Below are 13,841 nucleotides of genomic sequence, written 5' to 3' on the forward strand. Positions count from 1 at the left end.
TAAAACTAGGATCTAGAGCCTAGGTTCTAGATCCTAGTTTTAAAATTAAAGAATAAAGCGGCTTAGGTCTTCATCTTCAACCAGCGCACCTAAGTGCTGCTCTACATAAGCAGCGTCAATCACGATGCTGCTGCCTGCCTGCTCGGATGCATCATATGAAATTTCTTCCATTAGTTTTTCCATCACAGTGTGTAGACGACGAGCACCGATGTTTTCGGTTTTCTCATTTACTTGCCATGCAGCTTTGGCAATGCGCTCAATGGCATCGTCGCTAAACTCAACATTTACTTGCTCTGTTTTAAGTAGTGCATGTTGTTGCTCGGTCAGTGAGGCATGTGGTTCGGTTAAAATACGTTTAAAGTCGTCAGCGGTTAATGCTTCAAGCTCTACACGAATAGGTAAGCGACCTTGTAGTTCTGGGATCATGTCAGATGGTTTTGCCATTTGGAATGCGCCAGAGGCAATAAACAACATATGGTCAGTTTTCACCATGCCATGCTTAGTGCTCACGGTTGAGCCTTCAATCAGTGGCAGTAAGTCACGCTGTACGCCTTCACGGCTTACGTCTGGACCTGATGATTCTCCGCGCTTACAGATTTTGTCTATCTCGTCGATAAACACAATACCGTTTTGTTCGGCTGCGAAGATTGCTTGCTCTTTTAGCTCTTCAGGGTTTACTAATTTAGAGGCTTCTTCTTCAACCAATAATTTAAACGCTTCTTTAATTTTAAGTTTGCGTTTAGTGCGCTTGTCACCCGCCATATTTTGGAACATGCCTTGCAACTGGTTGGTCATTTCTTCCATACCAGGTGGTGCCATGATCTCAACATTTGGTTGTGCTTGGGCTAAATCAATATCAATTTCTTTATCGTCTAATTGACCTTCGCGTAATTTTTTACGGAAAATCTGACGCGTTGAAGAGCCTTCATCGCGTTGGCTTTCACCAGACGAATCTTTAGCTGGAGTCAGTAGTGCATCTAAAATACGTTCTTCGGCAGCTTCTTCTGCGCGATGTTTGAATTTTTTAGTTTGTTGTTCACGGGTCATTTTGATTGATACATCAACCAAGTCGCGAATGATGGTTTCAACTTCTTTACCAACATAGCCCACTTCAGTGAACTTAGTCGCTTCGACTTTAATGAAAGGCGCGTTGGCAAGTTTTGCTAAACGACGGGCAATTTCAGTTTTACCAACACCGGTTGGACCGATCATCAGGATATTCTTCGGCGTTACTTCAGCGCGAAGATCTTCATCTAATTGCATGCGGCGCCAGCGATTACGAAGGGCAATAGCCACTGCTTTTTTTGCTTTTGCTTGACCAATTATATGCAGGTCAAGTTCATGAACGATTTCTCTGGGAGTCATATCAGACATAGCAGTTCCTATTACAATTCTTCGATGGTTTGAAAGTTATTTGTGAATACACAAATATTGCCGGCAATTGTCAGGCTTTTTTCAACAATTTCGCGGGCGCTTAAATCGGTGTTTTCAAGTAGTGCAGTTGCAGCTGATTGGGCAAAGTTACCACCACTACCAATGGCAATTAAATCATTTTCAGGCTGCACAACATCACCGTTACCAGTAATTATCAGTGAGGCTGTGGAGTCGGCAACAGCAAGTAATGCTTCGAGTTTGCGCAAGGCGCGATCGCTACGCCAATCTTTAGCCATTTCAACAGCGGCTTTGGTTAGATTGCCTTGGTGCATTTCAAGCTTGCTTTCAAAACGTTCGAACAGGGTGAAGGCATCAGCAGTGCCGCCAGCAAAACCGGCGATAACTTTGCCATTATAAAGGCGTCGAACTTTGCGGGCGTTGCCCTTCATTACGGTGTTACCAAGTGAAACTTGGCCATCGCCACCAATGACGACTTTATCGCCGCGACGTACACTTACAATAGTGGTCATGTTATTCCTCATCATCGAGTCGCAGGGGCGACTCGTTAAAAGCGATTGATGATGAGTTAATATGGGTTAATGGGCTAAAATCAAGTCCAATTCCAAATTCCGCAACCAGTTATTTTGCTACGCTTTAGTTTGTTTTTATCACTTTCGGCTAAACGTTTGGTTTTATAAGGACCTAAACGCACTTTATACCAGACACCGTTAGTGCCGGTTGTTTCACGAATTTCGGCGATTAATCCGGCAAATGCAATTTTAGCTTTTAAGGTTTCTGCTTGGCCATGGGTTCTGAATGAGCCGCATTGCATTACATAAGGGCCTTTTTGTTCAAGCTCTCTTACTTCAACTTGAATTTCATGCTCTTTGATTTCTTTTATGAATTCAGGAGGGCGTGGTTTAGGCAACTCTTGTTGCACTTTTGCAGGTGTTGGGTTTGCTTGTTGTTCAACCAGCTTTGGATCTGCATTGGTTTTGACATACCATAAACCAAAACTAAAACCGCCAACAAGTAGCACGGTAACCAGTACTAATAAAACGGGGAATGGTTTTTTCGGTGGCGCTGTTTTTTTGCTATTACGGTTGCCCGGTTTTTTATTAATAAAATCGTGTTGTGCCATGGTGGTATTGGGCTTCTAACCTTAAATCATATCTATTGGATCTACATCTAAGCTCCATCGCACCTTTTGCGCTAATTTACTGGTACTTAAGTAGTCTACCATTTGCGCGAGATATTGGTGTAATAGAGGGCGTTCGAGCGCTTGAATATGCAATTGAAAGCGATATTTCCCTGCAATTCGCTCGAGCGGTGCAGGGATCGGACCTAACAATTGTATACCAGTTAGACCTTGGACTGGAACTAAATCTGTTAAAAAATCGACCACTTGCTTTATGTTGTGACCTTCGGCGCGGACAATCGCCATATTAGTTATTGGTGGTAGCTGTGCGTCATCGCGCTCTTGCAGTGCAAAACGGGCGAAATCTTGATAACCATTATTGACTAAATCTTGTAATAAAGGATGCTCGGGAAAGTGAGTTTGCAATAATACATGACCCGGTTCGCCACTGCGCCCAGCACGGCCAGCCACCTGAGTAACCAATTGTGCTAAATGCTCTGTGGCGCGAAAGTCGCACGAGTACAAGCCGCCGTCGACATCAAGGATCAATACTAAGCTCACATCAGCAAAGTGATGACCTTTGGCAAGCATTTGGGTGCCAACTAAAATCCGTGCACCGCCTTGGTTTATATCGTCTAGGGCTTTTTCTAAACTGCCTTTACGACGCGTTGAGTCGCGGTCAATCCGGCTAATCGGGGTATCAGGAAACTCGGTTGTTAAAAACTCTTCTATTTGTTCGGTGCCTTTGCCGTTAGGAAATATTTGTGTACTACCACAGTCTGGACACTGATGCGGCACGCGTTCTTGTTCACCGCAGTGATGGCAAATCATCTGGCCGATGGCTTTGTGAAAAGTCGCACTAGTGCTGCAACGTGTGCACTCACTTAACCAACCACATTCATGGCAAATCAGGGTAGGCGAAAAACCGCGACGGTTTAAAAATACCATCACTTGTTTGCCTCGTTTTAAATGCTGACGCATAGTGGCAAGACTGGCATGAGCTATACCAGCTTGATCCGGCTGGCCTTTCATATCAATCAGCTGAAATTTATTGTCGGTACTGGTTTGCGCACGTTGTGTTAGGCTCAGTAGTTGGTATTTATTATGAATTGCCTTATGCAAGGTTTCGAGCGCCGGGGTTGCTGAGCCTAAGATCAGCGGTATTTTATGTTGAAAAGCGCGGTATGCGGCTAAATCACGGGCATGGTAACGTAAGGTATCTTGTTGTTTAAATGAACCGTCATGTTCTTCATCAACAATGATCATACCAAGCTTTAAAAATGGTAAAAAGATACTCGAACGTGTACCAATCACAATTGCGCAACTGGCTTTTTCACAAAAGCGCCAAGTTTGTAAGCGTTCGTTATCGGTCAGTGCTGAATGCCACAGCATAATCGGCGTATCAGGAAAGCGACGACGAAATCGATTAACCGTTTGTGGCGTAAGGCCAATTTCAGGCACTAGTACGAGTGCTTGTTCACCGCGTTTTAAAACCTCTTCAAGGCATTGTAAGTAAACCTCGGTTTTACCACTGCCAGTGACACCTTCTAGTAAAAAGCTATTGAAACCGACCGCTTGATTAATGGTGGTACAGGCTACTGCTTGCTCTTTATTTAGAGTCGGCTTAGTGCCTACGGTGGGAAGTTGTTGTTGCCATTGGTTGTCGTGTTCAATCGTTTGGCTGATCAGCTCCTTGTTAAGTAAGCTGTCGATAGTTTTTTTACTAAACCCCAGCGCTTTTAATTCTGTAAGTGATGATTTACCCGAATCTGCCAGTTGTTTGAGTAAGCTTAGTTGGCTCTTTGCTTTTAAAGACGGTAATTTAGCGCCTTTTTCAGTTAGTGCCACCATACTAATACTGCTTTTATCTGGGCACAGTCCTTGACGCAGCGCGCCAGGCAGGGCGATATGAATTGTTTCACCTAGTGGGTAGCAATAATAGCGCGCAGTAAAACGCAATAATTCGATATGTCGCTCTGATAAAACGGCTTCATTATCAATCACTTCAAGCACTGCTTTGAGTTTATTAACCGGCACATCGGTGTTGGTTTTTAGCGCCAGTACTACCGCAACTTTGCGCTGATTACCAAATGGCACCCATACCCGCGCACCGACTTTAGGCATCACCGATAAACCATCGAGTTGCTCTGGAATGCGATAATCAAAGGTGCGATGCAACGGTACTTTTATAGCAACTTCAACAAAACTCATAACAACCCAAACAAGAACGAATAAGGGAGTTAATGTACTAAAATTATGGCTGAAAACCTACCTGCAAATATCTTCTTTAAAACTTTTGTTCATTTTATTAGCAAAAACGACATTTAAAGCTTGTAGCAAGTGGGGTTGTTGCTTAGAATACGCGTCCTAAATAATTTGTTTTAACGACGTATGGTGCCAGACTCCGGGTTTGGAGAGCGATGCGGCCTTAACTAGAGGTTTCTATGAAAGAAGGTATTCACCCTAAGTACGAAGTAATTTCAGCATCATGTTCATGTGGAAATAAATTCGAAACTCGTTCTACTCTGTGTAAAGACATTCACTTAGACGTATGTTCTGCGTGTCACCCGTTTTACACTGGTAAGCAAAAAGTTTTAGACACAGGTGGCCGTGTTGATCGCTTTAACAAGCGTTTCGGTTCACTTAGCAGCAAGTAATTCTTGTTGTTTTGTCGGAAAAAGCACCTTAGGGTGCTTTTTTTTATGCCTGCTATTTATTAAAAACACCGCCTTTTAGTCTTTATTTCTTGCTCTAGTGCTCCAGCTTTACGCATTCATTATGTTGTGACTATTTCCCACTTTTATATCCAGTGTAGCGAGTAAATAACAGACAAATAGTGATTTGTTGGCTATATTGTCATTCTCGTTAAAGCGATAAATTAAACGTTTTTGTCGGTAAAGTTAGATCTTTTGCGGTTAAATGTTGTTAACGTCTTACTTTGATGGTTTTTAGTCATAGGTCATTATTTTTGCTTTAAAGCGTTGCATAATGAGCATTTTAAGATGGGTTTTTTGATGCTTTGTGGCGTTTTTATAGCCGAAAATTGAAGCTTTTTTGCAAAAAATGCTGACAAAACGCATAAAATTAACGGATATAGCATATAACAGGATAGACCTGATATTGCTTGAATTTAATTATAATATAGGTATCGTTCCCTATAAGATATAAGAACTGCTTACTCTCACTTTCAACTTAACTTACTTGCAGGATAAAATCGCGTTATGTCAGACTTTCGTGAACAAGCTTTACATTACCATTCGCACCCCGTTCCAGGAAAAATTAGCGTTGAGCTTACAAAGCCAGCTGAAACCGTACAGGATCTTGCACTCGCATACAGCCCCGGTGTTGCAGAACCGGTACGTGAAATAGCTGCTGATCCCGCTAATGCCTACAAATACACCGGTAAAGGCAATATGGTTGCGGTTATTACTAACGGCACCGCTATTTTAGGTTTAGGTAACTTAGGTCCATTGGCTTCAAAACCGGTTATGGAAGGTAAAGCGTTATTATTTAAACGCTTTGCGGGTCTAGATTCGATAGATATTGAGGTGAAACACAATACCACCGAAGATTTCATCAATACAGTTGCTAACATCGCTGATACGTTTGGCGGTATTAACTTAGAAGACATTAAAGCGCCAGAGTGTTTTGAAATAGAAAAAGCATTGATCGAGCGTTGTAGCATTCCAGTGTTCCACGACGATCAACACGGTACCGCGATTGTAACGGCTGCTGGTATGATCAACGCACTTGAAGTACAAGGCAAAGAAATCGAAGATGCGATTATCGTTTGTTTAGGAGCCGGTGCCGCAGCGGTTGCGTGTATGGAGCTACTGATCAAGTGTGGCGCATTGCGTGAACATATTTACATGTTAGATCGTAAAGGCGTTATTCATACTCGTCGTGATGATTTAAACGAGTACAAACAGTTATTCGCTAACAATACAGATAAGCGCACACTGCAAGATGTTATTGCTGATGCCGATGTATTTGTTGGTGTATCTGGCCCGAATTTACTTTCTCCTGACGATCTTAAGCTAATGGCTGATCGACCTGTAGTGTTTGCCTGTTCAAACCCAGATCCAGAAATCTCTCCAGTGCTTGCTCATGGTGCTCGCGATGATTTAATCATGGCAACGGGTCGTTCAGATTATCCAAACCAAGTTAACAACGTGCTGTGTTTCCCATTTATTTTCCGTGGTGCGCTAGATGTGCGTGCAAGCAAAATTAATGATGAAATGAAAATTGCTGCGGTTGACGCTATTCGTAGCATTGCTAAAGAACCAGTACCAGCGGAAGTATTAAAAGCGGCGGGTGTTGAGACACTTGAATTTGGTGCGCAGTATATTATTCCAAAACCGATGGATCCGCGTTTATTACCGCGCATTGCCAAAGCAGTAGCGCAAGCGGCAATTGATTCTGGTGTTGCACAAATTGATATGCCGGAAAACTACATGGAGTAGCTGCTTAGCTGCAATTGGTAATGGCACAATAATAAAAACCTCAGTAACTTACGTTACTGAGGTTTTTTTGTAGCCCATTCCTGAAGCAGGAATATATACAAATGATAACTTAATCTTCGTTGAGTACAGGTACTTCGAGACCCATTTCAAGCATGATTTTTTTCACTTCTTCAGGCACTTTCTCTGGATTATCTTTACGTAAATCTTCATCGTTTGGCAGTGGTTGGCCAGTAAATGCGTGTAAAAATGCTTCACAAAGTAATTCGCTATTTGTTGCATGGCGAAGATTATTAATTTGACGACGAGTACGCTCATCAGTCAAAACTTTTAATACATTTAGCGGGATCGAAACGGTGATCTTTTTAACTTGTTCTGATTTTTTCCCGTGTTCTGCGTATGGGTGAATATATTCACCATTCCATTTAGCCATAGGATGTATCGTTGCCTCAGGTTGTTAATTGTTTGCGCGACCTTTTGCAGCGCAAAGATGGCGAAATTCTATCGTGTTAAAAAAGATAGTCAAATACTTGTTTTTTAGCCATCTAGCGGCTTAAATGTTTTTACTTCTAATCTTGCGGCTAAAACCGCATAAATGCTTTGACTTATTAAATTTGATCCTCTAACCTTTTAGACGTCTAAACATCCATTTAATTGTAGGTGACGGTATGAGTCAAAAGAATAAAGCAACCATTGCAGTACGCAATGGTATTGATGCAGATAAACATCACGGCGCGGTTGTGCCTCCCATTCATTTATCGACCACCTACTCATTTGCTGATTTTGATAAAAAGCGCCAATATGATTATGGCCGTAGCGGCAACCCAAACCGTGATTTACTCGCTGAAACGCTCGCTAAGCTTGAAGGTGGCGCTAAGGGGATTATCACTGCAACGGGCATGGCTGCGGTGCATTTAGCTACTCAGCTGCTAAACAGTGACGATACCTTAGTGATCCCACATGATTGCTATGGCGGTAGTTACCGCTTATTCACCTCACTTGAAAAGCGTGGCTTATTAAAGTTAGTGGTTTTAGATTTAACTAAATCTGAAAATCATCAAAAAATTCTTGAGATAAAACCAAAGCTAATTTGGATTGAAACACCGAGTAATCCTATTTTACGGTTAACCGATATTAAAGCGATCACCACGATTGCTAAGCAGTGCGGTGCATTGGTTGGTGCCGATAACACATTTTTATCACCTGCTTTGCAAAACCCAATTGAGTTTGGTGTTGATATTGTGGTGCATTCGACCACTAAATATATTAACGGTCACTCAGATGTTGTTGGTGGTGCGGTGATCGCCGCTACCCAAGAGTTGGGTGATGAGCTTGCTTGGTGGGCTAATAACATTGGCATTACCGGTGCCCCGTTTGATAGCTACTTAACGTTACGTGGTTTACGTACTTTGAATGTTCGTTTACGTCAGCATCAAGAAAATGCCTTTATTATTGCCCAATATCTAGAAAACTCCCCTTATGTAAGCCAAGTATATTACCCAGGATTAGTATCTCATCCACAGCATGAACTCGCTAAACAGCAGCAACGTGGTTTTGGTGGCATGGTAAGCTTTGATATCAAAGGTGATATTAATGATGCTGCAGAATTTTTGACCAGCTTAGAAGAATTTAGCTTAGCTGAGTCATTAGGTGGGGTTGAGAGTTTGATTTGTCACCCTGCAACTATGACCCACGCAGGTATGGAGGCAACTGCTCGTCTTGCTGCGGGAGTAGGTGATACCCTGATCCGTATTTCGGTGGGCATTGAAGATGTAAAAGATTTAATCGCTGACTTAGATCGTGTATTCAATAAAGTGAAACCAGGTCAAGCTCAGCACGGCGCAAAAGTAATCGCTTCCTCTGTTCAACAACAAGATGATGAGCAATCAAGCTCATTTAAACTGACTCCTGCACATACGGCTTTGTGGTAATAAAAAATGGTAAATATAGTTCATAAATTTGGTGGTTCTAGCCTTAGTTCTGCAGAGCGTTATCAGGCCGTAGCAAATATTATTCTAGCCCATACGGAAGCCGGTGATTGTGTGGTGGTATCCGCAGCCGGTAAAACTACTAATACGTTAGTTACGCTATGGCAGAGTTACCAGCAAGGTGATCAACAGGCAGTGAGTGATATTTTATTGCAGCTTGATAATCATCAACGTACTTTGATCGAGCAGTTATTGAGTCCAGCAGCGCGACATACGGCATTAAACGTATTAGAACAAGAGCTAGCCTTAATTGCACAGCAAACTCAACAGCAAAGCTTACAGGAAGCCGCATTGCTTGCTCACGGTGAAGTTTGGTCGGCACGATTATTGGCTAGCTATTTAAAACAGTTAAATGTTGCAGCTCAAGATGTTGATGCTCGTCAATTGTTTACCCTTAATGATGGGCAATTATTACATCAAAAAAATCAACAAGCCTGTGCCGAGTTAATTTCAGCCAATTGCATTAATATTGTTACTGGTTTTATAGCCGCTGATTGCCAAGCAAATACAGTTACTTTGGGGCGCAATGGCAGTGATTACAGCGCGACTTTGTTAAGCAGTTATTGTCATGCTAGTCAGGTATCAATTTGGACTGATACCCAAGGGGTGTTTAGTACCGACCCTCGTAAAGTAAAAAAAGCGATTAAGTATTCTAAAGTATGCCGTGGCCAAGCAAACTTACTGGCGCGTTTGGGCAACCCAGTGTTACATGCTAAAACTCTCTCGCCATTAAAAAATACTGATATCAAATTAGTCGTTCGCAGTAGTTACGACAGCGAAGCTAGCGCGACAGAAATTGTCAAAGAAGGTTACAGCAAAGCTAAGCGTTTTATCACTACCTTAGAAAATATTGATTTACTGCGTATTGATCAGCTGCGTGGCGGTGAAATTGGCGAATTAAGTCAGCTTATTCAACACAGCTTGCATCATTTTATTAAAAACGGCGATACCTACTTACTAGTGCCGGCAGCAGCGACTCACCAGGTGGTGAGTCATTTGCAAGGGCGCGCTAATATTATTGAGTCGAACTTACATGGTTGCGCTGTTGTGGCGCCACGAAATGATGTAGCGCAATTATTTGAACAAGCAACGCAAGTGCTTAGTGAGCAAAGTTTAGTGCCGCGCTTTAGCCATCAAGATGCAGACTACATATTACTACTAACGGATCAATCTATTGATAGTGATGTGTTGACCTTATTGCATGATAAGCTGATTAACAAAGGCCAAGAGCTTGCCATTATTGTTGCTGGCCTTGGTAATGTTGGTGAAGTATTTATTGAGCAACTAAGTCAGCAGCTTAATCGTTTGCAGCAACACTTCAGCGTTAAGCTGGTTGGTTTATTACGCTCGCGCTCTATGTTGTTCAGCCCAAGTGGTATCGTGCTTGAGCAATGGCAGTCGCAGTGGCAAAACGAAGCAATAGATTACCAAGAAGCTGATTTACTTACACGTATCAGCGAACTCGATTACGAACATAAAGTGCTGATTGATATTACTGCTAGTGAAGCGTTTAGTAAGCTTTACCCGGCGTTTGTAAATTTAGATTGTCACCTGATCAGTGCTAATAAATATGCGGGCACTGCAAATAATGACTGGTATCAAAATTTACGCCGTAATTTAGCTGAACGTAACTTATTATGGCGTTATAACACCAGTGTTGGTGCGGGTTTACCAATTAATTTTGCGTTAGCTGATTTACAAAACAGTGGCGACAGTATTACCCATATTGAAGGCGTGTTCTCAGGCACTTTATCGTGGTTGTGTAGCAGTTATGATGGCAGTGTAGCGTTTTCCGATTTAGTGTTGCAAGCGCAGCAAATGGGTTACACCGAGCCTGATCCACGGGAAGATTTATCAGGGCGTGATATGCAGCGTAAGCTATTAATTTTAGCTCGTGAATTAGGGCTCACCTTAGAGCTTGATGAGATTGGCTTAACACCGTTGATGCCAGAGCAACTAGCGCAAGGTGATTGGCAGTCTTTTTTAGCTAATAAGCAGTTGCTTGATGACTTTATTGCTGAAAAAGCGCAGTTAGCCGCCAAAGAAAACAAAGTACTGCGTTATACCGGTGCGTTAACAATTGCTGATGGCAAAGTAACCGCTAAAGTCGGTTTAGCTTATGCAACACAGGGTGATGCCTTAGCTAACTTAACTCCAGGTGATAATATTTTTGTTATCAACAGTCAGTGGTATAACGATAATGCGTTGGTGATCCAAGGTCCTGGTGCAGGCAAAGAAGTTACCGCAGCAGGCGTGCATTCTGATTTATATTGGTTAATACAAAACTTAAAATGAGCTCTGAGTTTGTAAAATAAAAAAAGCGCCGATTGGCGCTTTTTTTATGTAGCAGCGATTTTATATCGCGACATAGTAATATTAAAACAGCTCTTCTTCTGTTTTAGTTTCTTCTTCAAAAACGTTTTCTACATGCTGCATCACATACTTAGTGGGCGAGGTGCCTTTTTCAAAGTATTCAAAGCGACTAGTGTAATCGTTCTTTTGACTCAAGAGTCCCGTTGCTAAATCGATTCGTACCGACACTAATCCTTCAGGTGGCTCGATTGGTGCTTCTGGCTTATCTTTGAGTGCTACTCGCATAAAGTCAATCCATGCCGGTTGAGCTGTTTTAGCACCAGATTCTGCACCAGAGATCTGGGTATTATCCATGTTGTTGTTATACGTCGAGCGACCAAGCGGGTTACCTGGATTATCAAATCCAACCCAGACCGAGGTCATAACATTACGGTTAAAGCCGCTAAACCAAGTATCGACAGAGTCATTAGTAGTACCCGTTTTACCGGAAAGATCGCGACGATCTAATACCTGAGCACGCCAACCGGTTCCACTCCAACCCGTTTTATGGGCCCAACTACCGCCTCCCCAAATTGCGCTATTCATCGCATCAGCTATCAAAAACGCGTTTTGTTTAGATATGATGCGCGGCGCACAATGATTTGCTGTTTGGCTGGTATTTAACCCTGTAGTGGACTCAAATTGAGTCATTGTTAGCTGAGGCGTAACAGGATCACACGCTAATAATGGTTTTGTTTTAAATAACACATTACCTGCTGAGTCTTGAATCTCATTAATGAAATAAGGGGTGATCAAATGACCGCCATTGGCAAATGTGCTCATGCCACGGGCAAGCTCTAAAGGAGTGATTGACGCACTACCTAAAGCTAGCGATTCACTGCGATTGATATCATTATTTTGAAAGCCAAATTTTAATAGGTGATCAGCTGTGCGCTGCAAGCCTACACCGCGCAGTAAGCGCACCGAAATAACGTTTTTCGATTGTGCTAAAGCACGACGAATACGGATTGGGCCGTTATATACCGCAGGGCTGTTTTTTGGTCGCCATGCAACCCCTAGGCTCTTGTCCCATTGATTGATTGGCGCATCATTTAAAATAGACGCTAAGGTATAACCATTATTCAGCGCCGCAGAATAAATAAACGGCTTAATGTTAGAGCCGACCTGACGTTTTGCTTGCACGGCTCGGTTATATTGGCTTTGTTCAAAGCTATAACCGCCAACAATTGCTTTAATGCGACCATCATTCGGATCCAGCGATACTAATGCACTTGAGGCTTCAGGTAATTGGCTGAGTAGATAACTGCCATCGTCATTTTTACGTAGCCAAATTTGCTCACCTGGATTGAGTATGTCAGCAGCTGTTTTTGGTGGGAAACCTTGACGGTAACGCGTAATGTATTTGCGCGCCCATTTGAGATTATCCCAGTCTAGAGTGACTTGCTCACCACTTTTTAATAACACTGTTGCCGTTTGCTCTCCTACAGACAAAACTGCTGCCGTTAATAGCGGGGCAATTTCTTTTACCGGCTCAAGCTTTGCTAAAATTTCACTAGAGCTTAGGGCAGGTTGCGTTTCAAAATCCCACAGTTGCTGCTCTGGGCCACGATAGCCATGGCGCATATCGTATGCATGGAGATTATCAACGAGTGCTTTTTGCGCTGCGGCTTGTACGTCAGATTCAACACTGGTGTAAACTTTAAAGCCGGTATTATATGCTTTTTCGTAGCCATAACGAGCGACCATTTCTGCACGCACCATTTCAGATATATAAGGCGCATATAAGTCTATTTCGGCACCATGAAATTTTGCCGTAATTGGTTCTTGAGAGCTCTGGTTGTAGTCTGCTTGAGAGATATAACCTTCATCAAGCATACGTCTGAGTACCACATTACGGCGTGCCTTGGCGCGAACTGGGTTTCTGATCGGATTTAAAGCTGAAGGCGCTTTTGGTAAGCCTGCAATCATTGCCATTTGCGCTAAAGTTAACTCGTTTAGTTGCTTACCATAATAGACTTGTGCAGCGGCTCCGATACCAAAAGCACGATTACCTAACTCTATTTTATTTAGGTATAAAGCGAGTATTTCATCCTTGGTAAGTAAGTTCTCAATGTGTAACGCAATGAAGATCTCTTTTACTTTACGAATATAGGCCTTTTCACGTGTTAAGAAGAAGTTACGAGCTAACTGCATTGTTATAGTACTTGCGCCTTGTTTTTTCTCACCAGTTGAAATTAATACGAGCGCTGAACGTAAAATACCTATAGGATCTATACCTATATGGTCATAAAAACGGTTATCTTCAGTGGCTAAAATAGCATTTATGAGTGGTTGTGGGATCTCTTCTATAGTCACTGGAATGCGGCGTTTTTCACCGAACTGGTTGATTAACAAACCATCTTTCGAAAAGACTTGCATAGGAGTTTGTAATTGCACGTCTTTTAAAACTTGCACACTGGGGATATCAGATTTAACGTAATAATAAAGGCTTACTAAGGTAATGAGCCCTAAAAACGCGCAGATGATAAAAAATTGTAAAGTTCGTTTTAATAAAATCACTTATATTTT

The 13,841-nt window shown here is 42.3% G+C and carries 10 protein-coding genes; 4 read left to right on the forward strand and 6 right to left on the reverse strand.

Going from position 1 to position 13,841, the window contains the following annotated elements:
* Nucleotides 1-45 precede the first annotated feature (45 nt).
* From hslU to priA, 4 genes are all read right to left on the reverse strand, one after another.
* On the reverse strand, nt 46-1,374 hold the full coding sequence (gene hslU / locus H5203_RS13885; RefSeq protein WP_145238493.1) for an HslU--HslV peptidase ATPase subunit: 1,329 nt from the start codon (nt 1,372-1,374) through the stop codon (nt 46-48).
* 11 nt (nt 1,375-1,385) lie between these two features.
* Complete coding sequence (gene hslV / locus H5203_RS13890; protein WP_145238496.1) at nt 1,386-1,904, reverse strand: ATP-dependent protease subunit HslV; 519 nt, start codon at nt 1,902-1,904, stop codon at nt 1,386-1,388.
* An 80-nt stretch (nt 1,905-1,984) separates the two neighbouring features.
* Nucleotides 1,985-2,515 (reverse strand): SPOR domain-containing protein, encoded by a 531-nt coding sequence (locus H5203_RS13895; RefSeq protein ID WP_149982624.1) that lies wholly within the window; start codon nt 2,513-2,515, stop codon nt 1,985-1,987.
* A gap of 21 nt (nt 2,516-2,536) precedes the next feature.
* Entirely contained in the window at nt 2,537-4,723 is a 2,187-nt protein-coding gene (gene priA, locus H5203_RS13900; RefSeq protein ID WP_182819873.1) for a primosomal protein N', read from the reverse strand.
* Nucleotides 4,724-4,956: 233 nt separating this feature from the next.
* On the opposite strand from priA, the gene rpmE reads away from it, so the two are divergent.
* Nucleotides 4,957-5,169 (forward strand): 50S ribosomal protein L31, encoded by a 213-nt coding sequence (gene rpmE / locus H5203_RS13905; protein ID WP_145238505.1) that lies wholly within the window; start codon nt 4,957-4,959, stop codon nt 5,167-5,169.
* A 564-nt stretch (nt 5,170-5,733) separates the two neighbouring features.
* Nucleotides 5,734-6,975, forward strand: a complete 1,242-nt coding sequence (locus H5203_RS13910) for a malic enzyme-like NAD(P)-binding protein (RefSeq protein WP_145238508.1) — start codon at nt 5,734-5,736, stop codon at nt 6,973-6,975.
* Between the two features lie 109 nt (nt 6,976-7,084).
* On the opposite strand, the gene metJ is transcribed toward H5203_RS13910, so the two are convergent.
* Nucleotides 7,085-7,405: a met regulon transcriptional regulator MetJ gene (gene metJ / locus H5203_RS13915; protein ID WP_016709540.1), complete on the reverse strand. Its 321-nt coding sequence runs from the start codon at nt 7,403-7,405 to the stop codon at nt 7,085-7,087.
* Between the two features lie 235 nt (nt 7,406-7,640).
* Here metJ and metB point away from each other — a divergent pair, with 235 nt between their 5' ends.
* Nucleotides 7,641-8,903, forward strand: coding sequence for a cystathionine gamma-synthase (gene metB / locus H5203_RS13920; protein ID WP_145238511.1), 1,263 nt, complete (start codon nt 7,641-7,643; stop codon nt 8,901-8,903).
* A gap of 6 nt (nt 8,904-8,909) precedes the next feature.
* Entirely contained in the window at nt 8,910-11,255 is a 2,346-nt protein-coding gene (gene metL, locus H5203_RS13925) for a bifunctional aspartate kinase/homoserine dehydrogenase II (protein ID WP_145238514.1), read from the forward strand.
* Between the two features lie 81 nt (nt 11,256-11,336).
* Here the strand turns inward: metL and H5203_RS13930 are convergent, their stop codons facing one another.
* Entirely contained in the window at nt 11,337-13,832 is a 2,496-nt protein-coding gene (locus tag H5203_RS13930; protein WP_182757924.1) for a penicillin-binding protein 1A, read from the reverse strand.
* Nucleotides 13,833-13,841: the final 9 nt, after the last annotated feature.

Origin of the sequence: Pseudoalteromonas sp. SG41-1, assembly GCF_014164575.1 — a bacterium.
Classification (GTDB): Bacteria; Pseudomonadota; Gammaproteobacteria; order Enterobacterales; family Alteromonadaceae; genus Pseudoalteromonas; species Pseudoalteromonas rhizosphaerae.

What these genes read in the sequence shown, in the direction of transcription:
- rpmE (WP_145238505.1), top strand. Translation starts at nt 4,957, where the DNA reads ATGAAAGAAGGTATTCACCCTAAGTACGAAGTAATTTCAGCATCATGT.
- hslU (WP_145238493.1), bottom strand. Translation starts at nt 1,374, where the DNA reads ATGTCTGATATGACTCCCAGAGAAATCGTTCATGAACTTGACCTGCAT.
- metJ (WP_016709540.1), bottom strand. Translation starts at nt 7,405, where the DNA reads ATGGCTAAATGGAATGGTGAATATATTCACCCATACGCAGAACACGGG.
- metL (WP_145238514.1), top strand. Translation starts at nt 8,910, where the DNA reads ATGGTAAATATAGTTCATAAATTTGGTGGTTCTAGCCTTAGTTCTGCA.
- H5203_RS13895 (WP_149982624.1), bottom strand. Translation starts at nt 2,515, where the DNA reads ATGGCACAACACGATTTTATTAATAAAAAACCGGGCAACCGTAATAGC.
- metB (WP_145238511.1), top strand. Translation starts at nt 7,641, where the DNA reads ATGAGTCAAAAGAATAAAGCAACCATTGCAGTACGCAATGGTATTGAT.
- H5203_RS13910 (WP_145238508.1), top strand. Translation starts at nt 5,734, where the DNA reads ATGTCAGACTTTCGTGAACAAGCTTTACATTACCATTCGCACCCCGTT.
- hslV (WP_145238496.1), bottom strand. Translation starts at nt 1,904, where the DNA reads ATGACCACTATTGTAAGTGTACGTCGCGGCGATAAAGTCGTCATTGGT.
- priA (WP_182819873.1), bottom strand. Translation starts at nt 4,723, where the DNA reads ATGAGTTTTGTTGAAGTTGCTATAAAAGTACCGTTGCATCGCACCTTT.